This is a genomic window from Mesorhizobium sp. WSM4983 (assembly GCF_029625765.1).
Classification (GTDB): Bacteria; Pseudomonadota; Alphaproteobacteria; order Rhizobiales; family Rhizobiaceae; genus Mesorhizobium.
Genome location: NZ_JARTVM010000004.1, coordinates 2,943 through 24,466, shown reverse-complemented (window position 1 = coordinate 24,466; position 21,524 = coordinate 2,943). Strand labels below are relative to the sequence as shown.

At 63.1% G+C, this 21,524-nt stretch carries 20 protein-coding genes, 1 tRNA gene and 1 pseudogene; 10 read left to right on the top strand and 12 right to left on the bottom strand.

Going from position 1 to position 21,524, the window contains the following annotated elements; translation table 11 throughout:
* The first annotated feature begins 64 nt into the window (after positions 1-64).
* Genes P9254_RS14005 through P9254_RS13995 form a run of 3 tightly spaced genes read left to right on the top strand, consistent with a single transcriptional unit; the run spans position 65 to position 2,845 of the window.
* A complete protein-coding gene (locus P9254_RS14005; protein ID WP_278056598.1) occupies positions 65-1,177 on the top strand; it encodes an ABC transporter substrate-binding protein in 1,113 nt (370 codons plus the stop codon).
* 23 nt (positions 1,178-1,200) lie between these two features.
* Complete coding sequence (locus P9254_RS14000) at positions 1,201-2,034, top strand: ABC transporter permease (protein WP_066999251.1); 834 nt, start codon at positions 1,201-1,203, stop codon at positions 2,032-2,034.
* A gap of 4 nt (positions 2,035-2,038) precedes the next feature.
* Positions 2,039-2,845: an ABC transporter permease gene (locus P9254_RS13995; protein WP_278056596.1), complete on the top strand. Its 807-nt coding sequence runs from the start codon at positions 2,039-2,041 to the stop codon at positions 2,843-2,845.
* Between the two features lie 252 nt (positions 2,846-3,097).
* Here P9254_RS13995 and P9254_RS13990 read toward each other — a convergent pair whose 3' ends face one another.
* A complete protein-coding gene (locus P9254_RS13990; protein WP_067330670.1) occupies positions 3,098-3,373 on the bottom strand; it encodes a hypothetical protein in 276 nt (91 codons plus the stop codon).
* A complete protein-coding gene (locus P9254_RS13985; RefSeq protein ID WP_066999308.1) occupies positions 3,370-3,729 on the bottom strand; it encodes an ArsR/SmtB family transcription factor in 360 nt (119 codons plus the stop codon). The genes P9254_RS13990 and P9254_RS13985 overlap by 4 nt, the downstream gene beginning before the upstream one ends.
* 424 nt (positions 3,730-4,153) lie before the next feature.
* On the opposite strand from P9254_RS13985, the gene P9254_RS13980 reads away from it, so the two are divergent.
* The 3 genes from P9254_RS13980 (at position 4,154) to P9254_RS13970 (ending at position 5,452) form a co-directional block, all read left to right on the top strand.
* Positions 4,154-4,372 carry a hypothetical protein gene (locus P9254_RS13980; protein WP_245299680.1) on the top strand — a complete coding sequence of 73 codons (219 nt, stop codon included), beginning with the start codon at positions 4,154-4,156 and terminating at the stop codon, positions 4,370-4,372.
* A gap of 115 nt (positions 4,373-4,487) precedes the next feature.
* Positions 4,488-4,733 carry a DUF982 domain-containing protein gene (locus tag P9254_RS13975; RefSeq protein ID WP_059186167.1) on the top strand — a complete coding sequence of 82 codons (246 nt, stop codon included), beginning with the start codon at positions 4,488-4,490 and terminating at the stop codon, positions 4,731-4,733.
* A gap of 476 nt (positions 4,734-5,209) precedes the next feature.
* Positions 5,210-5,452: a DUF982 domain-containing protein gene (locus tag P9254_RS13970; RefSeq protein ID WP_066999301.1), complete on the top strand. Its 243-nt coding sequence runs from the start codon at positions 5,210-5,212 to the stop codon at positions 5,450-5,452.
* A 447-nt stretch (positions 5,453-5,899) separates the two neighbouring features.
* Here P9254_RS13970 and P9254_RS13965 read toward each other — a convergent pair whose 3' ends face one another.
* From P9254_RS13965 to P9254_RS13945, 5 genes are all read right to left on the bottom strand, one after another.
* Positions 5,900-6,865, bottom strand: a complete 966-nt coding sequence (locus tag P9254_RS13965; protein WP_278056593.1) for a glycosyltransferase family 8 protein — start codon at positions 6,863-6,865, stop codon at positions 5,900-5,902.
* 17 nt (positions 6,866-6,882) lie between these two features.
* Positions 6,883-7,464, bottom strand: coding sequence for a CatB-related O-acetyltransferase (locus P9254_RS29070; RefSeq protein WP_278056591.1), 582 nt, complete (start codon positions 7,462-7,464; stop codon positions 6,883-6,885).
* Positions 7,465-7,542: 78 nt separating this feature from the next.
* Positions 7,543-8,172 (bottom strand): FkbM family methyltransferase, encoded by a 630-nt coding sequence (locus tag P9254_RS13955; protein WP_278056588.1) that lies wholly within the window; start codon positions 8,170-8,172, stop codon positions 7,543-7,545.
* A gap of 330 nt (positions 8,173-8,502) precedes the next feature.
* A tRNA-Arg gene (locus P9254_RS13950) sits at positions 8,503-8,579 on the bottom strand.
* A 117-nt stretch (positions 8,580-8,696) separates the two neighbouring features.
* A complete protein-coding gene (locus P9254_RS13945) occupies positions 8,697-9,002 on the bottom strand; it encodes an ETC complex I subunit (protein WP_278056586.1) in 306 nt (101 codons plus the stop codon).
* A 290-nt stretch (positions 9,003-9,292) separates the two neighbouring features.
* Between P9254_RS13945 and P9254_RS13940 the strand changes: the two genes are divergently transcribed.
* From P9254_RS13940 to P9254_RS13930, 3 genes are all read left to right on the top strand, one after another.
* Positions 9,293-10,264 carry an NAD(P)H-dependent oxidoreductase gene (locus P9254_RS13940; protein WP_127215450.1) on the top strand — a complete coding sequence of 324 codons (972 nt, stop codon included), beginning with the start codon at positions 9,293-9,295 and terminating at the stop codon, positions 10,262-10,264.
* 104 nt (positions 10,265-10,368) lie between these two features.
* Positions 10,369-11,565 (top strand): flavin-containing monooxygenase, encoded by a 1,197-nt coding sequence (locus P9254_RS13935; RefSeq protein WP_278056583.1) that lies wholly within the window; start codon positions 10,369-10,371, stop codon positions 11,563-11,565.
* Positions 11,566-11,886: 321 nt separating this feature from the next.
* Positions 11,887-13,389 carry a PAS domain S-box protein gene (locus P9254_RS13930; protein WP_067330646.1) on the top strand — a complete coding sequence of 501 codons (1,503 nt, stop codon included), beginning with the start codon at positions 11,887-11,889 and terminating at the stop codon, positions 13,387-13,389.
* A 68-nt stretch (positions 13,390-13,457) separates the two neighbouring features.
* On the opposite strand, the gene P9254_RS13925 is transcribed toward P9254_RS13930, so the two are convergent.
* Positions 13,458-13,886: a hypothetical protein gene (locus P9254_RS13925; protein ID WP_067330644.1), complete on the bottom strand. Its 429-nt coding sequence runs from the start codon at positions 13,884-13,886 to the stop codon at positions 13,458-13,460.
* 460 nt (positions 13,887-14,346) lie between these two features.
* Between P9254_RS13925 and P9254_RS13920 the strand changes: the two genes are divergently transcribed.
* A complete protein-coding gene (locus P9254_RS13920) occupies positions 14,347-14,667 on the top strand; it encodes a hypothetical protein (RefSeq protein WP_143749080.1) in 321 nt (106 codons plus the stop codon).
* A 44-nt stretch (positions 14,668-14,711) separates the two neighbouring features.
* Here P9254_RS13920 and P9254_RS13915 read toward each other — a convergent pair whose 3' ends face one another.
* The 4 genes and pseudogenes from P9254_RS13915 to P9254_RS13900 form a co-directional block, all read right to left on the bottom strand.
* The gene (locus P9254_RS13915; RefSeq protein ID WP_278056580.1) at positions 14,712-16,439 is read right to left on the bottom strand and encodes a tetratricopeptide repeat protein; all 1,728 of its coding nucleotides are present in this window, start codon (positions 16,437-16,439) and stop codon (positions 14,712-14,714) included.
* Positions 16,440-16,482: 43 nt separating this feature from the next.
* Positions 16,483-17,889, bottom strand: coding sequence for an HlyD family type I secretion periplasmic adaptor subunit (locus tag P9254_RS13910; protein WP_127403582.1), 1,407 nt, complete (start codon positions 17,887-17,889; stop codon positions 16,483-16,485).
* An 80-nt stretch (positions 17,890-17,969) separates the two neighbouring features.
* Positions 17,970-20,201: a peptidase domain-containing ABC transporter gene (locus tag P9254_RS13905; RefSeq protein ID WP_278056578.1), complete on the bottom strand. Its 2,232-nt coding sequence runs from the start codon at positions 20,199-20,201 to the stop codon at positions 17,970-17,972.
* 312 nt (positions 20,202-20,513) lie between these two features.
* Positions 20,514-21,524, bottom strand: a pseudogene (locus P9254_RS13900) (hypothetical protein); the annotation flags it as partial.

The window sequence follows — 21,524 nt, the reverse complement described above, 5'->3', positions numbered from 1 at the left end:
CGAAGCGGCGTGAATTCGCCGCGTCGGTTTCCGGATCAGATCAATTAAAACAAGGGGAACTGACATGAACGAGACCAAGAAACAGACCATCGACTCCCTCGCAGAGAGGGCAAGACGCGGCGAGATCTCGCGCCGGCAATTCGCGCAGCTTGCAGGCCTCGTGCTCGCCGGCACGCCGATGCTGCTGCGCTCGACCCATGCTCAAGCCGAGACCAAGGGGCTGGTGCTGGTGAATTGGGGCGGCGACGCCATCACCGCTTACGACGCCGCCTACGGCCAGGCCTTCACCAAGGATACCGGCATCCCGGTGAAGATGGACGGCTCGGGCCCGACCGAGGGCGCGATCGCCGCGCAGTTCAAGAGCGGCGCGCCGACCTGGGACCTGGTCGACGTCGATCCGTTCTCGGCCATTACGCTGGGCGGCCAGGGCATGCTCGAGCCGATCGACTACAAGATCGTCGATAAGAGCAAGATGCGGCCGGGCTTCGGCTGGGAATTTGCCGCGTCGACCTATTTCTTCTCCTACGTGATCGCCTACGACTCGCAGAAGTTCGGCTCCAATGCACCGACCGGCATGGCCGACTTTTTCGACGTGAAGAAATTCCCCGGCAAGCGCTCGCTCTACAAATGGGGTGTGTCGAGCTGGGAAGCCGCCCTGCTCGCCGACGGCGTGGCACCCGCCTCGCTCTATCCGCTCGACCTCAAGCGAGCGCATGACAAGATCGCCGCCTTCAAGGAAAACGTCGTCTCCTATTGGGGCGGCGGCGCCGAAAGCCAGAGCGTGCTGCTCAACGGCGAGGCTTCCATGGCGATCGTCTGGTCGACGCGCGCCTCGCTGATCGAGCAGGACTCGGGCGGCCAGATCAAGTTCATCTGGGACCAGGGCCTGATCTCGCCCGGCGCGCTCGCGGTTCTGAAGAACAACCCCGGCGGCAAGGAAGCTGCGATGAAGTTCATCGCCAGCACGCAGGATCCGCAGAAGGAACTGGTGATGTTCGACAAGCTCGGCCAGGGCCCGGCCAACCCGGCGGCCGACGCGCTGATCCCGGCCGACAAGAAGCGCATCAACCCGGTCGATCCGGAAAACATGAAGAAGCAGATCCCGCTCGACATGGAGTGGTACGCCAAGAACTACGGCGCGGCGCTCGACGAATACACCAAGATCATCTCGGCTTGAGCGGGCGGAGATGCTGAACTGACATGAGGGGCACCCTCTCCGACAGGACGGGCGCGGCGCTGTTGATGGCGCCGCTGCTCCTGTTCCTGGTCCTTGCCTATGCCTGGCCTTTCCTCGGCGTGGTGAAGTGGAGCTTCACCTTGCCGACGCCGGGACTCGGCCAATATGGCGCGCTGGTCAGCGATCCGCTGGTGCAGTCGGTATTCGTCCGCACGTTGCGCATCGCGGCGATCGTCACCATCGTTTCCGTCACCGCCGCCTATGCGATCACGGTCGTCTGGGTGCGCGGCAGCCCGGTGCAGCGCGTGCTTGCGGAATTCTGCATCCTGGTGCCGTTCTGGATCTCGGTGCTGACGCGCGCCTTCGGCTGGGTGGCGCTGTTGTCCAACCGCGGCCTCGTCAACACCTGGCTGCAATCGATCGGCTTCATCTCCGAGCCGCTGACGCTCGTGCGCAACGAGTTCGGCGTCATCGTCGGCATGTCGCATTTCCTCATCCCCTTCGCGGTATTTCCGCTGGCTTCGGCCATGCGCAGCCTCGACGAGCGCGTGCTGCTCGCGGCGCGCGGGCTTGGCTCCAGCCGCATGCGCACCTTCTGGACGGTGTTCGTGCCGATGACGCGCTCGGGCATCATCGGCTCGGCGATGATCACCTTCGTCTTTTCTCTGGGCTTCTTCGTCACGCCGGCGATCCTCGGCGGCGGCCGCAGCGTGATGATCGCCGAACTCATCTATCTTCGCATCTTCCAGAGCCCGGACTGGGGCCTGGGCGCGGCGATAAGCGTCGTGCTGGTGGTGTTCGTCGGCGCGCTGATGGCGCTTTTGTTCCGCTACGTCAAACCGAAGCAATTGGTGTAGCAAGATGCCCACCTACCGCCCTGGCCCCGTCTCGCTCATCCTCGCCGTCCTGGTGGCGCTGTTTCTGCTTATGCCGTTGCTCGCCGTCATCCCGGTGTCGCTGACGCCGAGCCGCATGTTGACCATGCCGACCGGCGAACTGTCGCTGCGCCACTACCGTTCGCTGATCGAGGATCCGCGCTGGCTGGAGTCCATCCTGCTCTCGATCCGCATCGGTGTGGTCAGCAGCGCGATTTCCACGGCGCTCGCGCTCACCTTCAGCCTCGGCGTGTGGATGTTCCAGCCGCGCTTCACCGCCGCCCTGGTCGGCTTCGTCCTTTTGCCTATGGTGGTGCCGCCGGTGGTCTCGGCGGTGACCCTGTATTTCCTGCTCACCTCGGTCTCCGGCATCTCGTCCTTCTTCGGTTACGACACCTGGCTGGGTGTCGCGATGGCGCATTCGGTGATGACGGTGCCCTTCGCCACCGTTCTGATCCTGGTCTCGCTCAGCCAGCTCGATCGGCGCATCGACCTCGCCGCACGAGGCCTGGGCGCCAGTGTGTGGGAGCGCGCGACGCGCGTCATCATGCCCAACATCAAGTTCGGCATCGTCACCGCGGCGCTCCTCTCCTTCGTGCTCTCCTGGGAAGAGATCGGCGTGACGCTGTTCATCACCTCGGTGAACGCCATCACGCTGCCGCGCCTGATGTGGATGGGACTGCGCGACAACATCGATCCGGCGATCGCTGCCCTTTCGGTGATCCTGATCATCATCACCGTGCTGGTGCTCGCCGTGCGCAGCATGATTGCGCGCCGGCAAGCCGCACCGTAAATCCGCGGCTTTGTCCCCAAAACGAAAGAGGCCCGCCGGGAGCGACGAGCCTCTGACGGTGCCAAAGTGGAAGTCTGGCCCGTGGTGATCCGGGGGTGTGGATCGCGCAAAAGTCTAGCCACCCGAAGTCCGGCGCGCGATTTACAAATCCGTAAACTTCGGCCCGCCTGGAGCGGTCGGCGGCGGCAGAAAAGTGCTATAATATCATCGGCTTGTGAGCATCCGCGACCGCGCCGGCGCAGCATCCTTCAATCAAAAGTGATGGGAAGAGCGCGAGAAGTCGAGCCCGATCGGCGACGACGGCCAGCCCGTGACGACATGACGAAATCCGGCCGCTACCGGTTTCCCCGGCAGCAGCATTCTGGCCAGGATCGCGTCCCGGCGAATGAAGTGATCATAAAGTGCCGCCAGGGCAGGTATGCCGGCCGGCGCATTGCCATCCTGTTTGCATCGCGCCTTCAGAGGGCGCGCCGCGCAGGCGAAGCAGGCGAAGGCTGCTCGCCCTCGCCTGCGGTCGGAGCCGTTCAAGCGGCCTGCGGCGGCCGCATTCTTTCGACAAGAGCCTGCCGGGCCGGGCCGGCGAGCGGCCTGTCCATGGTCAGCAGCCCGTCGAGCAGAACGAGGAGCTCGCGCGCCGCGGACGACTTGCAGGAATAATAGACCATCTGGCGGTCGCGGCGGGTGTCGACCAGGCCAAACCTGCGCAGTTTGGCCAGATGCTGGGAGAGTGCGGACTGGCTGAGTTCAACCTTGTCGGCGAGCGCGCCGACAGACAATTCGCCCTCGGCCAGGTAATTCATGATGAGCAAACGCTTCTCGTTGCCCATTACCGCAAGAAAGGCTGCCGCGCTTTCTGCGTTGGCGGTAAGTTTCTTGGTCACCATCGGTTTCCCCATGTTCATGCTCTTCCGAGGCCACGGGGGCAATGGCTTCGGAATTCCAGAGCATTTGATGGGCCTGCTCCGACACGCAGTCGGAACCTGCCCTGCTTCTTTGTTCGACCAAAACCCTCCGTAACCCGGTTGCCACCACGTCGGGATCTTGGTCTCGGACAGCCTGCGCCGCGTTGTTGCGCGGCGCAAGTTGGCGCAGACTCGGAATAATTCCGCGCCGCTAATGAGTATCAGCGCTTCGTCCGTTCAGCAAGATAGCGAAGCTGGCCCCATCTCCGGCATGCCGTCGGGCAGGACAACGAGACGAAAACCTGACCGGCCGGGGGCCGCGAAAGACGCACGTTGTCGCCGTTTCCTTGAGGACTCACCCCGTTTCCGAACCCGTGCTAATATTTGGCCGGGGAGCAAGGGGGACATGAGCTGGAGGAAGAAGCCCGTGTCCAACATGTCGCGAAACACATTCACGCCCGCCGAGACGGCGCTGTTGGGGCGTGTCTTCGAGAGCGGCCGCATCGATGGAGAAACCGAAGAGCAGAAGGAGGCGCGAGCCTCCCGCATCATCGCCAATTACATGGCCGGCATCACCGATGAGACGGAACTCATCGAACTGTCCCGCAAGCCGCTCGGAAGATAGGCGGCAGCCACGCCCGTTACCGGCGCGCTGCTCACATCCTGTTGAAATATCGGGATGAAACTTGCCGCGCGGTGGCGCGTTTATTATCCGCTCACAACGCATCAGGGGTTTCGCGATGATCCAGGGATGGTTTTCCAGGCCGGTCGAAGTCGCCGTCGGCGTGGCAGGCTCGATCCGACACATCTCCAACGCCCAGCAGGCTGTGGAACTGCTGACGGGCCAATGGCGCGACGCCGGCAGCGCGCAGCATGGCGCGGCGCTGCGCGCCTGCCGCCGGGCTATGAGCGGCGACGTTCCGGCCGACAATGCCAGGGAAGCCTTCATCAGCGCGGCCCGCGAAGCGCATGTGCTGGTCGAATAGTCCCAAGGCGGCATCCTGTCTTCTGTAGAAGAGCGACACGACGCGCGAATTGACCGGACGCTTCCGCGCCGGCCGAAACCGCTGCTTGCTGTCCGGTTCGGTGTAAAACTGGCTGCGCCCAACCTCCCAATAGAGCCCGAAAGCGGTCCCCATCAGCGTGGCGACGGTAATGGTGGGTGCGGGCGCGGCAATCACCAGGCTTCCCGCATTCATCCGCCTGTCGGCTCCGATCTCGCCGCGGGCGACAGCGGGGCCAGTGACGTTGTCACACGTTTTTTGCGCGGCGCGCCGGCGCAATGAATCCGCTGCGTGAGCCAACTCCGGCCGGCCCATCGCTAATCTCTAAAATTTTCCGGAACATTATCGGGAGTGTTTGGTTAATGCGCGGGTCCGCCGATCATCCGGGGCCCGCATCCCAACAGGCGCCTGCCGGCGCCGTTGCTTATCAAAAGACCAACATACGAACGGAGCATGTGATGAACGACGTCTGGTTTTCCGAGCCGGTCGTGATCGATTTCGAACCAAGCGGACATCGCAAGGTCTCAAGCTGCTTCGAGGCAGTCGAATGCCTCGACCTGCGCTGGCCAAGGCGGGCGCGCGACCGCGCCTGGCGGTCGGCAAGCCGCGTCTGCCGCGACGCGCTCGACGGCTTGAGAAGTCCTACCGAAGCCCGCAAAACCCTGCGCAAGGCAGCGAAGGCCGCCGGCCTGCTGGCCTGAAGCGTGTCGCGATCCCGTGCGGAAAAATCCGCCACCCGGATCGTCTCGAATTACCGCCAAGGACTTGCTCCCGGCGGCCCGTAAGCCAGAAACTTCGGAACATTGCAGCCGCCGACCTGTTCCTTCCCCGTAGTCTCCTGACTACAGGGTTCCAGACCCAAGCCGAGCCCGTTCCGGCCTCCCATCGCCGGGGCGGGCTTGATTTTGTCCGGTATTGGTTGCGCGGCATCCCAGCGAGTGAGAGCAGCGACCGACGCATACTTTTCAGCACGCCCTTGCGGACATCCTGACGGGGATACATGAAAACGCCGGCCGCTGGACTTTCGGGGCGCCTGTTGTTCAGGCCGTACCATTTCAACGAGCCGGCCGCCGGCGCTCAATGCGAAGCGAGAGGCATGGTGAACGGGCGGCTAATATCCACAGGATGCGGCCGATTTGGAAAGAAGATCAGCCAAACCCGCCGAGCACCTCCGGGAATTGTACGGCCATCGCGCCCTCCTCCGCTTGCCTTGCGTAGATCTGGTGCATTTTCGCCGCGTCGTAACGCGCGCGGCGGCGATGCACGTCGTTACCGAAGAGACCGCCGACGGCATCGAAGCGGCGGAGGAAGCGTTTCGTTATCCCGCGCTCGAACGGCAGCCGCTGCCGGAAGGGCTTATTCCAAGGCGTATCCTCTGCCAGATCACGCCAGATCTTGAGGGCTTCAAGCTCGACTCCAATCTGGCTGCCCCAAGGCTTGCCGCCCGCGAAATGCCGTGCATAGGCCTGAGAAAACCGATAATCCCGGGCCCCGTTCGACATCAGATTCCAGTTCGGGTGCATCGTCTGCCATTTGCCCTCGAAGGCGACATTGAGCGCGTTCTGGTCGTTCATTTGTCCGTCAACGGCGAGCTTTCGGGCCTGCTTCAACAGGTCTTCCTCTCGCACCGGCCGCATGTTGAAGACGATAATGCCGGCATTGAAATAGGGCGCGCCCGGTTGCATCGACATCTCGTCTCGGTAACCCGGGCGGAAGTACATGTAGTCGTCGTGGGCCGCTAGCAGGTGCGCGTGGATAGGCTGGTCCACCAGATCGGCAATGTCGCGGTTGAACAGAACGTCGCAGTCGATATGTGCGATGCGATCGTATACCGCGAATTCGCTGAACCGGTCGGCGAACAGGCGGATGAAGGTGGCGACGCTCCCCGGCCGAAAACGGTAGCCCGAGTTAGCCATGAAGTTCATCACGTCCACGATCCGGACACGGTCTTTCAGCAACCGATACGCAATGCCGACATCGTCCTCATTTGCCCCGAGATGCATGATGAAACCAGGCGTCGTTTTGCGCGAAACGTCGAGAATTCTGCGCGCTGCTAGGCATGCATACGGAAAGTACTTGGCATCTGCCGCCAGAAAAAAACACGAATTGGTCATTTGAACCGTTTGTGGGCCTATTTAGCCCTAGTGCCTGTCACAAAATGCTTCTCGATGAAAGTTTCGATGGGACCAGTGAGGGCGCCCGCCTCTCTTTTTATTTTATCGTCCTCCCACTCCCACCACCGGATTGCCAGCAGCTTCGAGATGACGTCTTGCGAAAAGCGATATCTGATGAGCCGGGCTGGAGACCCGCCTACGATCGCATAGGTCGGCACGGCCCTAGTGACCACCGCCCCGGCGCCTACCACCGCGCCATCGCCGACCTCAACTCCTGGTAAAATTATGGCGCCGTGGCCGATCCAGACGTCGTTGCCGATCGTGATGCCGCCAGGTTTGCCGCCATTTCCGATCGGCTCCGGTTGGTTCAGTATCCGGCTGTGGATTGGAAATGAGGTGGCGCTGCCGGTCGAATGCTGACCGGAGCACATGAAAAGCACGTCACCCGCGATCGAGCAGAAGGCCCCTACTTGCAAAGGTGATTCCTTCGATGGGAACAGAACCTTTCGCCACGTCACGCCGTAAGTGTGGCGGCCGATAGCAACATTCTCCGGAAGTTTAGAGCGGGCATCCCGCAACCATTTGGAAAAGATAGACATATGCAGAGCTCCCCGCAGCCCTTCTGCGATTTAGCAGTAAATGAGCCAGCCATAGCTCTCGTGATTCTCAGCCTGATATCACCCCCAGCCCAAGTCTATATTGGTAATCCCGTCTCTACTGATGCGGTCGCGAAGCACGGCGATCCGATTGGCCAAATCCAGCGAAAGCCTTTCGTGCGTCTCCACCAGAACATGGCCGATGGACCGATAGATGCCGTCATCGAGCATGGACTCGATGCATTCCGCTTCCGCACCCTCAATGTCCATCTTAATAACGGCAATCGGTTCCTCGATCCCTCTCAGAAACTGCACGAGATCGATCACTTCGACTTCAACGGCGGGGCCGTTCGCGTGCTCGGGCACCTCGAACAGAGATGACCACTCGGTCATCCGGACATTTTTCGTGTCGGGCCTCTGATTAAGGATTGCCGTCCTCGCGGAGCCGCCTACCGCTTTTGGAACGATCGTTACCCGCTCGTCATTGCCGAACCGGCCCTTCAAGATCTTGAGAGCCCTAGGGTCCGGCTCAAAGGCGATTACCTTCATGCCGTAGCTGAGAGCGTGCCGGGTAACGTCGCCTACATTGGCCCCGAGGTCGATGAAAAGGCCATGGCGCGGAAGGGATTTCATCAGCTGATGAAAGTCGAACTCAGCCTGCCTCTTCGGACGCGGCGGACGATGCCATCTGCGATACAGATGCCAGCGCAATACAAATTCGAGATAACTTTCCTGTAACACTCTAAGTCCGTCTGCCCTTCGGCGCGGATATACTGGGCACCGCGCGCGTCTTCAAGCATCCAAATTCGTCAAGGCGCCGTGTTTCCACTTGGATCAGACATTCAGGTCATCGGCGGGCGATCACCTCGGGAACGATCGCTTTCATGCCATCATCGACCGTTCGGTGGGTGTCGAAGGAGGCACTCAGCGCGAACTCGCCGCCGCCTCGGCCGCAACCGCGAAACGGATTGAAAGTTGGAAATCGGTTCTTTTTTCGAGTTGGAACCTTTTAGCCAGGAAGTGCTAAGTGGTTGAAATTAATGGCGATCCCGGCAGGATTCGAACCTGCGACCATCGGCTTAGAAGGCCGGTGCTCTATCCAGCTGAGCTACGGGACCGCTGGCCGGCCGGAGCCGGCTGATGCGAGTACGCGGATCGATCTAAAAGGATGATCCGCTCCGATTTTGTTACGCAATTCCGGACGGAAAACCGCTGTGCACTTTTGCTCGGATTGCTCAATGGGTCCAGGGCGTCCTGCGGTCATAGCGGAAATTGTCCGAATAGGAAATCTGCCGGCGCTTCGGCTCCTTCGGCTCCTCGACACGATAGGCAATGCCCTGCTTCTCGGCATAGGCGACCGCCTCTTCTCTGGTATCGAAGGTGAGCCGCACCTGGCTCAGCATATCGCCGGACGCGGTGTAACCCATCAGCGGATCGATCTTCTTGCGCTGGGCTGGATCGAATTCCAGCACCCAGTGGCCGGTCTTGGCCTTGCCGGACTGCATCGCGGTTTTGGCTGGGCTGAAAATGCGCGCGGACATGGCCACCTCTTTGCCGCCCGAAGACCGGGCAATCATTTAGCGCGCGCCAAAAGGCCGAATGGGAGCCTTAGGCCACGCGCCAGCCCGTCAATACTGTGCAACGGCGCCGGCGGCAAGGCCATACGCAGCCACGGCTTGGCCAGCGGAGGTCGGAACCTCGCGCCAGCCCGGACATTGACCGAAATGAGAGGCGACCAGCACAGCCGCTCCGACCAAAGGTCCAAGGTTGCGGGCCTTCGTTATGTCCGCCTCGCGTCGCCATCCCCCTCAACAAGCCTGGACAGTTCGCCATGACCATGACAACCGAACATCCCGTCCTGCAGCTGGCCCTGCTTGTCGGCAGTTTGCGGGCCCAATCCTACAGCCGCAAGATCGCCAAGGCGCTGGCGGCCCGCGCACCGGATTCGTTGCGCTGCCGCTTCATCGAGATCGGCGAGCTGCCTTTGTATAATCAGGATCTCGACGGCGAGACGCCGCCTGCCGCCTGGTCGGCGTTCCGCGCCGCCATCGGGGAATGCGACGCGGTGCTGTTCGTCACGCCGGAATACAACCGTTCGATCCCGGGCTGCCTGAAGAACGCCCTCGACGTCGGCTCACGCCCCTCTGGCAAGAGCGTCTTCAAAGGCCTGCCCGCCGGCGTCGTCAGTGTCAGCCCAGGCAAGATCGGCGCCTTCGGTTCCAACCAGGCGCTCAGGCAGACCTTCGTCTTCCTCGACATGCCGGTGATGCAGCAGCCGGAGGCCTATATCGGAAATGTCGCCGAGCTGCTCGACGACAGCGGCGCGGTTAAGAACAGCGACACGGCCGCCCTCCTGAAAGATTTCATCGAGGCGCTGGAGACGTGGATCAGAACCGTGCGGCCGGGCGGCTCGTCCTTCGACGCCTTCATGAAGCAGCGTGAGAAGATCGCCGAGGATTATGTCAACGGCAACGCTGCATCGCTGAAGGCAATCGTGACGCATAGCGAGCCGGCCACCTTCTTTTCGCCGCGCGGCGACCATCTCGAAGGCGCCGATGCCGTTGCCGGCCGATACGAGCGCGACGCCGCCAGCTTCCACGAAGGCGGCAGCACCGACATCGAGGTGCTGCAGGCCTCCGCGAGCGGCGATCTCGCCTTCTGGACCGGGCTGCAGCATGCGAAGGCGCGCATGGGCAAGAACGGACAGCCGGCCGAGATGACCTTGCGGGTGACGGAAGTGTTCCGGCTGGAGGACGGCGCCTTCAAGCTTGTGCATCGCCACGCCGACCCCGCCAACGGATAATCTCCCTATCCGCGACACAATGCCGGGCTCTTTGCAACCACGGCCTATTCCCATTGCCTCGTCAGCGGCATATGTCGGATACATGGCCGTGGCACGTGAGAGCCATGACGACGACAAAGACAAGAATGGGCATGGAAGCGGAAATCTCGTCGGATTGGACCGGCGAGCCGGCGATCCTCGAAGGCGCGATCGTGATCGGCGCCGGCGCGGCCGGATTGGCGGCGGCCTACGCCCTGATCGAGGCCGGGATCGCCACCGAGATCCTCGAGCGCGAGGGGCGGCTGGCCGAGCCCTGGCACCACCGCCATGAGAACCTGCATCTCAACACGCATCGCGACCTCTCAACGCTGCCCGGCGTTTCATTTCCGCAAGGCACGCCCGCCTTTCCGCACCGCAGCGCGGTGATCCGCCTGTTCAACGACTTCGCCCAGACGCACCGGCTGCCGATCGCCTTCGGCGTCGTCGTCGAGGAAATCGATTTCCGCGGCGATCACTGGCTGCTGAAGACCAGTACGGGACCGCGAGCGGCGCGCCACGTGGTGATCGCCACCGGGCGCGACCGACAACCCTTTATCCCGGCCTGGAAAGGCATGAAGGATTTTTCGGGCAAGATCGTCCATTCGGCGCATTTCGGCCGGGCGAGCGACTATGCTGGGACAAAAGTGCTGGTGGTCGGCGCCGGTAATTCCGGCTTCGACGCGCTCAACCATCTTTCCGGGGTCGAGACCGGGCAGATGTGGCTCTCGGCGCGCAACGGGCCGTCGCTGCTGCCCAAGCGCATCGGCAAGATCGCCGTGCATCGTTTCTCGCCCGTCATGGCGAGACTGCCTGCCCGGCTCGCCGATGCGGTGATGGCGGCGACGCAGCGGCTGGTCTTCGGCGATCTCGGGAAGTACGGCCTGCCCCCCGCCCCGTCGGGCGGCGCCAGCCGCCTCGGCTCGGACTATACGGCGATCGCCGCCGATGACGGTGCGGTCGACGCGATCAAGGCCGGCCGCATCATCGTCGTGCCGCAGGTCAAGGAATTCAGGCACGACGGCGTCGTTCTCGAAAGCGGCCAGTCGATCGCGCCTGACATCGTCATTGCCGCCACCGGCTACCGCACCGGGCTGGAGGCGATGGTGGGCAGGCTCGGCGTGCTCGATGCCAAGGGAGTGCCGCTGTTCAACGGCCCGGCGAACGACCCGAAACTGCCCGGCCTCTGGTTCACCGGCATGCGGCCGAGCATTCGCGGCTGCTTCGCCAATGCGCGCATCCAGGGCGCGGCGATCGCCGGCAGGATTGCCAAGCAAAGGCGCTGAGGCGCCAGTCTGCGCGCGAGGCTTCCGTTTGGGCCGGCCGCGGAAGCTTTATATGCCGCGAGCGTCGGAGTACGGCGCGGCCTGGTAGGCACCTGATTTGGGATCGCGAATTGCCATTTGGCTCAAGCCGCTAGACGGGCGCCGCTCGCGGCTCGTCGGCGACACCAGCCGCCGCGCCGCAACGTGACAAGTCCTATTGCGAAACCGCGCAAAGCGCATATTGTCGAGCATGGTCGGGGATCGTACCCGGCGGTCGAAGGGGGCGATCGACGCGGTGCTGCGTTAGGCGGTTGGGTCAAGGACTCGATGCAGCAAGGGGCTATGAGTGTTACGGCCACAGGGCGCGGCCAGCGTGAGCAAGCCGACGGCGATATTGCCCGCGAGCAAACCGTCCTCTTTCGCCTCACCGACCGACTTTACCGCGCCCATGGGCTCGTCGAGATCTACGATGCGGCCCTGGATGCCATATGCGACGCCCTCGGTTCGTCGCGCGCCTCGATCCTGAGATTTGACAACCACGGCGTCATGAGCTTCGTCGCGTGGCGCTCACTGTCTGAAGAATACCGCAAGGCTGTCAACGGCCACACGCCGTGGACAACCGATCAGCGCGACGCCGAGCCCATCTTTGTCGAGGATATTCGTTTCAGCGGTGAATCTCAGCAACTCATCGACACGGTCCTCGGCGAAGGCATCGAAGCGCTGGCTTTTATCCCGCTTGCCAGCTCCCGCGAGCTCATCGGCAAGTTCATGGTCTACTACCCAGCCCCCCATAGCTTCACCGATCGTGAACGCGAACTTGCGTTGACCATTGCCCGCCAGCTCGGGTTTGCGATCGAACGGGGCCACGCGGAAACCACTGCGGCGCGGCTGAGCGCGCTTGTCGAATCCTCGGATGATGCGATCATCGCGACGGATCCCGACGGCATCGTCACGGACTGGAACCGTGGCGCCGAGCGGCTCTACGGCTACCCCCGCGCGGAAATTGTCGGTCGTTCGCTCATGTTGCTGATACCGCCCGATCGCCGGAACGAGGACAGGGAGATCCTGGCGCGCATTCGGGATGGAGAGCATGTCGAGCATTTCGAGACCGTTCGCCTGCGCAAGGACGGCAGTATCGTTCCCATCTCTTTGACCGTTTCCCCCATCGCGGACGCGTCGGGCGCAATTGTCGGTGCCTCCAAGATCGCCCGCGGCATCTCCGAGCGGCTGCGCGCGCAAGAGCAGCGGGAGATACTGCTCCGCGAGATGGACCACCGTGTGAAGAACCTCTTCGCCATCGCAAGCTCGATCGTCAAGCTGAGCGCTTCGGCCGCCGAAACGCCGGCGGCGCTCGCCTCGATCGTGTCTGACCGCCTCGGCGCCTTGGCGCGGGCGCATGCGCTGACGATGCTCACGTCTGGTGGCCGCTCTGCTCAGGTCTCCACGAGCCTGCATACATTGGTCAACGCGATCCTCGCGCCATACCGCCATGCGGCCGATGAGCATCCCCGCTTCGCGATCACCGGCATCGATATTCCCGTGCCCGCGGCAATGATCACGCCACTTTCCCTCCTGCTGCACGAATTCGCCACCAACGCCGCCAAACATGGCAGCCTCTCGGCGGCCGCCGGCTCAATAGAGATCGCTTGCGCCAATCGGGACGGCAAGGTGCTTATTCAATGGCGAGAGGTTGGAGGACCACCTCCCGTCGCAACCGAAGAAGAAGGTTTCGGGAGCCGCCTGGTCCGCGTCGCCGCGAGCCAGTTGGGCCGAGTCGAGCGAAACTGGGACCCGGCCGGCGTCACTATCGAGATCACGCTTGACGGCGAAAGATTTTCTGCCTGACGACCAGAAGGCCGAGCTGAGGTGGGGATCTCCTCGGCCGGGTCGACCAATCGAGCATGACAGTCGGGCTAGCTCATGTCCCTAGCGGCGTCTTCGATCAGCTTGACAACCAAATTGCGAAACCTCTCGCCGGACCTGTTCCCTATATTTCCAACATCCTCGGCGACCATACCGGGTGACGAAACCGACACCTCCCCACTGACGTGAACGTTGACGGTGAATACCCTTCCGGCGGTGTTTTTCACTTCCGGCTTTCGGTAGATTCGAAACCGAACAGAGGGCGTCAGCGCTTTGTCACGGCCCCGCGGAACGGTGTCTATGTCGATGGTCATCTCGCCCGACACCTCTGCCTTGGCCGCTACCAACGACGCAACAACGACATCGTCCAGCCAGGCCCTGGCTTGGGTGCCGAAATCCGGCACCGTGGCGTTCGCATCCTCCTTTTGCTGGCGAGGAGCTTTCTTGCCGCGCTCAAGGGCTTCTTTGAACTTAGCCACCTAATCGCCTCCGACTTGTCAGCCTATGAAGCGGCGCTCACATTGGTCACCGCCCTGCCAATCAATAAAACGCGCGCCATCCCAGTGCGTTGCAATGGACAGCCCTTCGGCGCGCGGTTGATCGGTCGACGGGCCGACGCGCGAAGGTTTGCTGGCAACGGAGCGTTCCTGGGCTCCGCCGTCAAAAGGCAACGTTGCGATGCTGCTGCATAGAGGCATCCGGGCCTAAGCTTATTCAATTAAATGAATAGGTTATATAAAACCATCACATGGCACCGTCAGTAGGGCAAGACGGCGACGATCGGACGTCCAGGGTTCGGACCGAGGTTGTGCGCGCGTGGCCGCTTGCGCCCCCGCCCGGCAGCCAGGTGGTACCTCTTTATCAATGCTTCACCATAGGAACAGCGGTCCCGGAACCTTTCTGATTGCTGCGAACTTCTGGAATTCCATGAATCCCAAAATGAAGGACTTCGGCATGAAAGTCACTGCAGCAGGCATCGACCGCATCAAGATCGGCAACGCCGACGCGAGTGGCCAGGGCGCGCATTTTGTCGTTTGGCTTTATCTTCAGGTCGACGAAGGCGGCACACAAACCGGTCAGGAACTGGTGGTGTCGGTCCCGTACGACGCGCAGATGACCTTTGATGAAATCGCTACCCAGGCTTTCGAGAAGGCGCATAACCTGCTTCTCGCCTGCTGCGAGATCGATAAGTCCATGTGGTGGAAACAGTTCAACCACAGCCTAGCGCCGCTGCCTGAGTGGACGCCCGGCGCGCAGTAGTCGGGCGCGACCGATGCCGGTGCTAAGCCTTGGCAGTGAATGCCTCAGCCGGCCAATTCGGAGAGTTCGTCGGCCGCTTCCTCAAGACCTTGCGCCGCCGCTCGCTCGAGCCAAAGGCGGCCGACTGCCGGGTAGTGCTCTCCGGCTAGGCCCTTCGAGAAATATCGGCCGAGCATCAGTTGGGCCTGCCCGTGCCCACGCTCGGCCGCGGCCGCAAACCATTTCTGCGCCGCCACGTGATCGACCGGCAGTCCCTCGCCGGAGCTCTGCAGCGCGCCGAGAGCAAACATTGCGCCGGCATGTCCGTCGGCAGCAGCCCGTCGGAACAGCTGTATTGCGGCTTCGGGAGAGCGTTTGCCTCCGCTGCCATTGAGCAGCATCTCAGCAAGTGCCACTTGCGCATCGAGCATGCCGCCTTCGGCCGCTTGGGCAAACCAGGCACGAGCCTGTTGCGCGTCGGCAGCCACGCCGCGCCCGTCCCTGAGAATGCGCGCATACATGTACTGAGCCTCAGCCACGCCTTCAGCCGCGCGCCTCAGCCATTGCGCGGCGCGAGTTTCATCCTGGTGCACGCCGACGCCTTTGGCGAAACACAGCCCGAGATTGAAGGCGGCGATAAGGTCGCCCGATAATGCGGCCGCCTCGAACCACCCCGCTACGCTCGTGATATCGTCCGGCTCGCCGGCTCCCTGAAGAACAAGATTGGCCAGATCGACTTGCGCTGCCCGGTTCCCGCTGCTTGCGGCGGTGCGCAGCCAATGCGCCCCCTCTTGCTCGTCCCTGGCGACACCGTTTCCCGTCAGGTAGAGAGAGGCCAGCGCGCGAGCGGCGGCCTGGTGACCCCCCTCGGCCGCACGACGATACCAAATTGCCGCCTCTGAAAAGTCCGGCGGCCGGCTCTTCACGTTACGATCGCCGAGAAGATTCGCCGCCTCGACGTTGCCCGCCAATGCCGCACGCCGTATCCAGGCCTCTCCGGTCACAGGATCCTGATCGCCGAGGCTCCCGTCGATAAGCGCCAGACCCAATCGGAATTGGGCCGCAGGAAGCCCTTTCTCCGCAGCTGACTGGTATAATCGCGCCGCACCCGCAATGTCGCCAGCGACACCCAGGCCATGTTCGGTCAGGATCGCGAGAAGATAGATCGCTGTCGGCAAGCCAGCGTCCGCCGCCCGCCGGACCTCATCGGCAATCCTGGCTCGGTCTGCCGATAGACCCCGCCGTGCCAGCGAAAGGGCAAAACCAAGGCTTCCTTCGGCGCAGCCGGCCGCAGCCGACCGCTCGTACCACTTACAGGCAGCATCCGCGTCGCGCATCGGTTCGGGACCGCTGGTCAGGATGTAGCCGAGGAGTGCCTGGCCGGTGGCGGAGCCCGCCTCGGCCGCCTTCGTGGCAAGGTCGAGCGCTGACGCAAAGTCTGGCTCGCTCGTGGTGTCCTCCACGAACAGGCGTTCCGACTCGGAGCCCTTGTCAGTCTCGGCTGTCGCCATCCCGGTCACGTAGAGTGCGGCGAGAAGCGCCTGCGCATCAGCGCTCCCGTGATCCGCTGCTCGCCGCAGCCAGCGCGTCCCCTCTGCCCGGCTGGGCGGCACGCCGGAACCTTCGAGATAGCAACGCGCGACCCGATACTCGGCCTGGCCTATGCCCGCACGCGCAGCCGTGGCGAAGAGCGGAAAGGCCTCGGTGGGCTTGCCATTTTCAGCAAGCTGGATCGCCCTGCGCAATGCTACGGATGGGCTAGCCAAACCAGTCAGGCGATCCAGGATTGTCATCGATGTCAGCCTCTGGCTGCTCCGGTTCCTCTTGAGCTGCAGACTACGGCTCGCGCATCGCTTCCTGACCGATCGGGAGCATCACCCCAAGCATGTATTTGAGCACCGTGCGCCGGCCGACCTGAACGTCGGCGGTCACCGGCATGCCGGGGGTGAGGGCAAACCCGGCGGGTACGTCATGCAGCGCGACCTGATCGATGGAAATGCGCGTCCGATAGAACGGTTCTGTGTTCGAGGGCAGCATTGCCAGCGAACTGTCTGGATCGCGGGCTTGCTCCTGAGCGGAGAAGGAATCCGGACTGAGCGTGCGCACGGTGCCGTGAGCGAGGCCGTATTGCGAATAGGGGAAGGTATCGAACTTGATGACGACAGGATCGCCGACATGGACGAAGCCACTGCTTCGGCCGACGACATTTGTCTCGATCTCGAGCGGCGCCTTGGCGGGCACCAGCGTGATCAGGCGCTCGCCCGACTGCAGGACCGAGCCGACCGACACCTTTGCCACGGACTGGACAATGGCATCTCCTTCGCTTTTCAGCTCGACCAGTTGCTTGCGCAGCTTTGCCTTGTTGAAGAGCTCGCGCGCGTCGGACATGCGAGAGCTCGCCTCCGACAAACCTTGCGAGACTTCCGCGCGCCAGCCTTGAATGTAGCCGGCGCGGTCGGCGGCTACCGCAGCCTGCTGGCGCCTGGCAGCTTCCGCCGTCTGCACGGCGTTGCCGAGCGCGCGCGACATTTCGGCCGAATTGTCCTCGGCCAGCAGGGTATTGAGGCGGCTCCCGACTTGCCTTTCTTCCAGCTGCTTGCGCATCTGTTCTATCGATGCCGCGACGGAGAGCCGCTGCCGGTAGCCAGCGGCATCAGATTGCGCGCGCGAGATCACGGAAGTGAGTTCATCGCTTTGCCGATCGAAATTCTCCAGCTTAGCCTCGTAGACCGCCTTGCGGCGCTCGAAGATCGAGGCCTGCAGGGTCCAGCTGGGGTCGAGGCCGTCATAGTTGAACTCCTTGCCGTCGGCCTCCGCCTTCAACCGTGCCACTTCGGCCTCAAGCGTAGAGACCTGCATGGCCAAGGCCTGCAGGTCTGCCGAGGCGAAGGTCGAATCGAGACGTGCAAGCAATTGGCCGGCTTGCACATGCTGTCCCTCGCGCACTTCGATCGAGCGGACGATCGCCGTCTCCAGCGGCTGCACGATGATGTTGGGCGATTGTGAAACCACGAGCCCCCTCGTCGTCACGACCTGGTCGACCGGTATCAGTCCTGCCACGGTGATCAAGACGATCACGAGGCTCGAAATCATCCATACGATGCCGCGCGCCGCCCGAGGAATCGGCGCATTCGAGACTGCTGTCGACGGCCATTGGAACTCGAGTATGGCCGGCGTCGTCGGATCGTTCGTTTTCGCTCGGCCCCAGCGAGCCTGGCGGACGGTGAGCGAGGTGCTACTCATGGCTTACCGGCCCTTGTTATCTAACTCATCTTTGGCGAGAACCACCATTTCAATCTCGACCCCGTTGCGGCACCACATCGTCAAACCAATCGCGGCGGTACGGCCGCCGGCCGGCCGCCACGATTGTCCAAATGTCGGTTCTGCTGCGACCACAGCTGGCGATAGAGCGCGCATCGTTCGAGCAGGACGGTGTGCGAAGCGACGTCGAGAACCTTGCCCTGCTCCATGACCAGGATCTGGTCGCAGTCGGTGAGCGAGGACAGCCGATGCGAGACGATGATCATGGTGCGGCCGCTGGCGATACGCATGAGATTGGCACTGACGACCGCTTCGCTTTCCGGGTCGAGAGCACTGGTGGCCTCGTCGAGAATGAGGATGGTCGGATCGTGGATGAGGGCGCGCGCGATCGCCAGCCGTTGCTTTTGACCGCCCGACAGGTTGGGCGAACCTTCCTCGATGTAGGTATCGTATCCGTTCGGCATGCGTTCGATAAATTCTTCCGCGCCGGCGAGATGCGCGGCACGCATGGCATCGGACAGCGTCAAGCCTGCGCGGCCGGCGATGATGTTGTCACGGATCGACCCGCGGAACAGGAAATTGTCCTGGAGGACCACGCCGAGCCCCTGGCGAAGATGACGCAGGTTGATTTCCTTGAGGTCGACGCCGTCCAGCTTCAGGAACCCGCTGTAATCCCGGTTGATCCCCTGCAGCAGCCGCGCGATGGTCGATTTTCCCGACCCGCTCCGCCCGACAATGCCGAACATGGTCCCAGCCGGAATGTGGAAGCTGACCCGGTCGAGGGCGGGCGTCTTGGTACCGATGTAGCTGAACGTCAGATCGCTGAACGTAACTTCGCCGAGGAGCCTTGGCCGCAGACCGAGGGAGTTCGAACTCGTCTCCAACGGCCGGTTAAGGACGGATGCCGCCTCGCCGATCGCCGCTCCCACCTCCTCGTAGTCTTCGATCAGCCGCACCAATCCGACCAGCGGTTGCGCGACGCGTTGGGAGATCATCATGAAGGCGAACAGACCGCCGACCATATAGCCGGAACTGTCGTTCATCGCGAGATAGGCGCCGATCAGCATGGTGCCGAGCACCATTACGCGTTCAATGGGCGTAACCAGGGTCTGCGGCCAGCTGGCGAACTGCCCGAAGGAGAGGCGCGCGCTTCCCGCCTCCGCCACCTGCTCGTCCCAAAGCGCCTTGCGTTGCGGCTCGAGACCAAGCGCCTTCACGGTCTTTATGCCGACAACGGTTTCGCCCAGCGCCGCCGACTTCCAGGTCTCGGCCTCGATCACCCGCTGGTACCTTCGGCGCAGCGGCTTCAGGAAGGCAAGGATGATCAGCATGATCACCACTGCGCACGCAACGACGATCCAGGCAAGCGTCACGTTGATATAGAACATCACCGGCAGCAGCACGCACAGGGTGATCAGGTCCAGGAACGTGCTGAGCAGTTTGCCTGTCAGAAACTCGCGGATTCGATAGACCTGCGCGAGGTGGTACATTGTCTCGCCGGCGGGGTGGCGCTCGAAATAGTCGAGCGGCAGACGCAAGAGGCGGCTGAAAACGTGCAGCTGCAGCTTGGTGTCGAGGCGGGCTCCGACGACGTTGATGATCAGTCGCCGCGCGTGGCCCAGGAGCGTCTCGTATGCGAAGACGACAGCGACTATGGCCGACAAGAGTAACAGCGTCGAGACACTGTTGAACTGCAATACCTTGTTGACCACCGTCATGACGATGAGCGGCGGCAAAATCGTCAGAACGCTGAGTGTGAAGGAGGCGATGGCCACGTCGCGAAGCGGCCGGCTTTCGTGCCGCACCAGTTCGGCGATCCAGCGAAGGGTGAAAGGCGCATCCGCGGCAACATAGGATCGCGCGTTTCGCAGCAGCACCGCCTCGCCCGTCCACACCTGCGACAGGCGCAACTCGTCGACAGCGGTGGATGGACCATCGTCGGGCGCTTCCGGACTTTTGAGGAAGACCACGTTGCGCTCGGCACTCGCCCCGGTGAGGAGACCGGCGCCGCCATCGCTGAACAAGAGAACGACTGGTCCGGTATCTTGAAAGCGCAACAGGTGTGACCAGCGAACACGCACTGCCCGGGACCACATGCCGCCGTTCTGCGCCCATTCCGACAGGTCGGTAGCGCTTGGAAACGGGCCTGCGCTCGCTGCCCTGAATTCGTTCGGATCGAGCTCGATACCGTGATAGCGGGCGACCCGGAGCATCGCCTTGAGGCGCGGCCCGACCTGGTCGAACTCGGCGGGGCCACCGGGGCTCTGCCCCGTTTCGCTGGTGCCGCCGGGCATGCCGGTCGGGTCGGCCGCGGTCCCGGCACGCAGCTCCACAGGCTGGACTTCAGCACTCCCAGGAACGTTCACCATGGACTCCCCTTCGGGTAGGCAGGCGGTGGTTCGACATTGCCCGGGGCGGACCATTTCCGCCGGAATCTCTGGGGGCGCTGATGATACTCCACGGCGGTCGGTCGCGCGAGCCCCTTAACCACTCGGAAAGGCCGAACGCGCGGGCCCTGCCCTTCGGCAAAGCCCGCGCGCCCGCTTCTCAGCTTTGGACCGGTTTCTATCGTCGTCTGTCCGGTCGCCATTCCTGCTCACTCATGCTCAGTCATGCGGCTTCAGAATATCCTTCAGCGCCTTCTTCACCGTGTCGTCGCTATTGGCGAAGCCGGCACCCTGCTTGTTCTGATCCGAGGTCAGGTCGGTGCTTGCACCCAACGGCTTGTTCTGGTTCTGACCAAATCCCCTGATCGTGTTGAGAACATTCAGGAGGTCGGTCGTCACCGAACCGGCGGCCTGGCTGACAAGCTGACGGAACGACGCATGGCTGACGGCATCACTGTCGGTCGAGCCGGATTGCAGGAACTGCGTCGTGTCCTTGAGCCCGAGCGAGTTGGCCGTGACCGCGGCGGTGCGATGGCCAGGCGAGCCATCGGCATCAGTGCCATCGTTGGAATGTCCCTTCCCAGGATTGCTGCTGTCGTTGTGGTCAGGATCATTGCCATGGCCGTTGTTGCCTTTGTCGCGATCACCGGTCTCGCCGCCGGGGCCGGTCGCTCCGGTCGGGCCCGTTGCGCCGCCCGGCCCAGTAGCACCCGTCGAACCGGTTGCGCCGGTTGCACCCGTTGCGCCGGTCGCTCCGGTCGCTCCGGTTGAGCCGGTGGCGCCGGTCGCACCCGTTGCTCCAGTCGCCCCAGTCGAGCCAGTTGCTCCGGTAGCTCCAGTCGAGCCGGTAGTTCCGGTCGCACCGGTCGAGCCGGTAGTTCCGGTCGCACCGGTCGAGCCCGTGGCACCCGTAGCGCCGGTCGCTCCAGTCGCGCCAGTTGCTCCGGTAGCTCCAGTCGCACCGGTGGCTCCGGTCGCACCGGTTGCTCCGGTCGAGCCCGTTGCTCCAGTCGCACCGGTGGCTCCGGTCGCACCTGTCGAGCCGGTTGCTCCGGTTGCACCCGTAGCGCCGGTCGAGCCGGTTGCTCCGGTCGAGCCCGTTGCTCCGGTCGCGCCGGTTGCACCGGTAGCGCCGGTCGCCCCAGTCGAGCCGGTGGCACCCGTGGCGCCGGTCGAGCCGGTCGCACCCGTGGCGCCGGTCGCACCTGTCGCACCCGTTGCTCCAGTCGC

Bases quoted from the DNA above. Each gene is read 5' to 3' on its own strand.
- P9254_RS13945 (WP_278056586.1), bottom strand. From the start codon at position 9,002: ATGTCCGCGCGCATTTTCAGCCCAGCCAAAACCGCGATGCAGTCCGGC.
- P9254_RS13920 (WP_143749080.1), top strand. From the start codon at position 14,347: ATGAAGGACTTCGGCATGAAAGTCACTGCAGCAGGCATCGACCGCATC.
- P9254_RS13910 (WP_127403582.1), bottom strand. From the start codon at position 17,889: ATGAGTAGCACCTCGCTCACCGTCCGCCAGGCTCGCTGGGGCCGAGCG.
- P9254_RS13940 (WP_127215450.1), top strand. From the start codon at position 9,293: ATGACCATGACAACCGAACATCCCGTCCTGCAGCTGGCCCTGCTTGTC.
- P9254_RS13985 (WP_066999308.1), bottom strand. From the start codon at position 3,729: ATGGTGACCAAGAAACTTACCGCCAACGCAGAAAGCGCGGCAGCCTTT.
- P9254_RS29070 (WP_278056591.1), bottom strand. From the start codon at position 7,464: ATGTCTATCTTTTCCAAATGGTTGCGGGATGCCCGCTCTAAACTTCCG.
- P9254_RS13995 (WP_278056596.1), top strand. From the start codon at position 2,039: ATGCCCACCTACCGCCCTGGCCCCGTCTCGCTCATCCTCGCCGTCCTG.
- P9254_RS13980 (WP_245299680.1), top strand. From the start codon at position 4,154: ATGAGCTGGAGGAAGAAGCCCGTGTCCAACATGTCGCGAAACACATTC.
- P9254_RS13975 (WP_059186167.1), top strand. From the start codon at position 4,488: ATGATCCAGGGATGGTTTTCCAGGCCGGTCGAAGTCGCCGTCGGCGTG.
- P9254_RS13905 (WP_278056578.1), bottom strand. From the start codon at position 20,201: ATGCCCGGCGGCACCAGCGAAACGGGGCAGAGCCCCGGTGGCCCCGCC.
- P9254_RS14000 (WP_066999251.1), top strand. From the start codon at position 1,201: ATGAGGGGCACCCTCTCCGACAGGACGGGCGCGGCGCTGTTGATGGCG.
- P9254_RS13915 (WP_278056580.1), bottom strand. From the start codon at position 16,439: ATGACAATCCTGGATCGCCTGACTGGTTTGGCTAGCCCATCCGTAGCA.
- P9254_RS13935 (WP_278056583.1), top strand. From the start codon at position 10,369: ATGACGACGACAAAGACAAGAATGGGCATGGAAGCGGAAATCTCGTCG.
- P9254_RS13930 (WP_067330646.1), top strand. From the start codon at position 11,887: ATGAGTGTTACGGCCACAGGGCGCGGCCAGCGTGAGCAAGCCGACGGC.
- P9254_RS13965 (WP_278056593.1), bottom strand. From the start codon at position 6,865: ATGACCAATTCGTGTTTTTTTCTGGCGGCAGATGCCAAGTACTTTCCG.
- P9254_RS14005 (WP_278056598.1), top strand. From the start codon at position 65: ATGAACGAGACCAAGAAACAGACCATCGACTCCCTCGCAGAGAGGGCA.
- P9254_RS13970 (WP_066999301.1), top strand. From the start codon at position 5,210: ATGAACGACGTCTGGTTTTCCGAGCCGGTCGTGATCGATTTCGAACCA.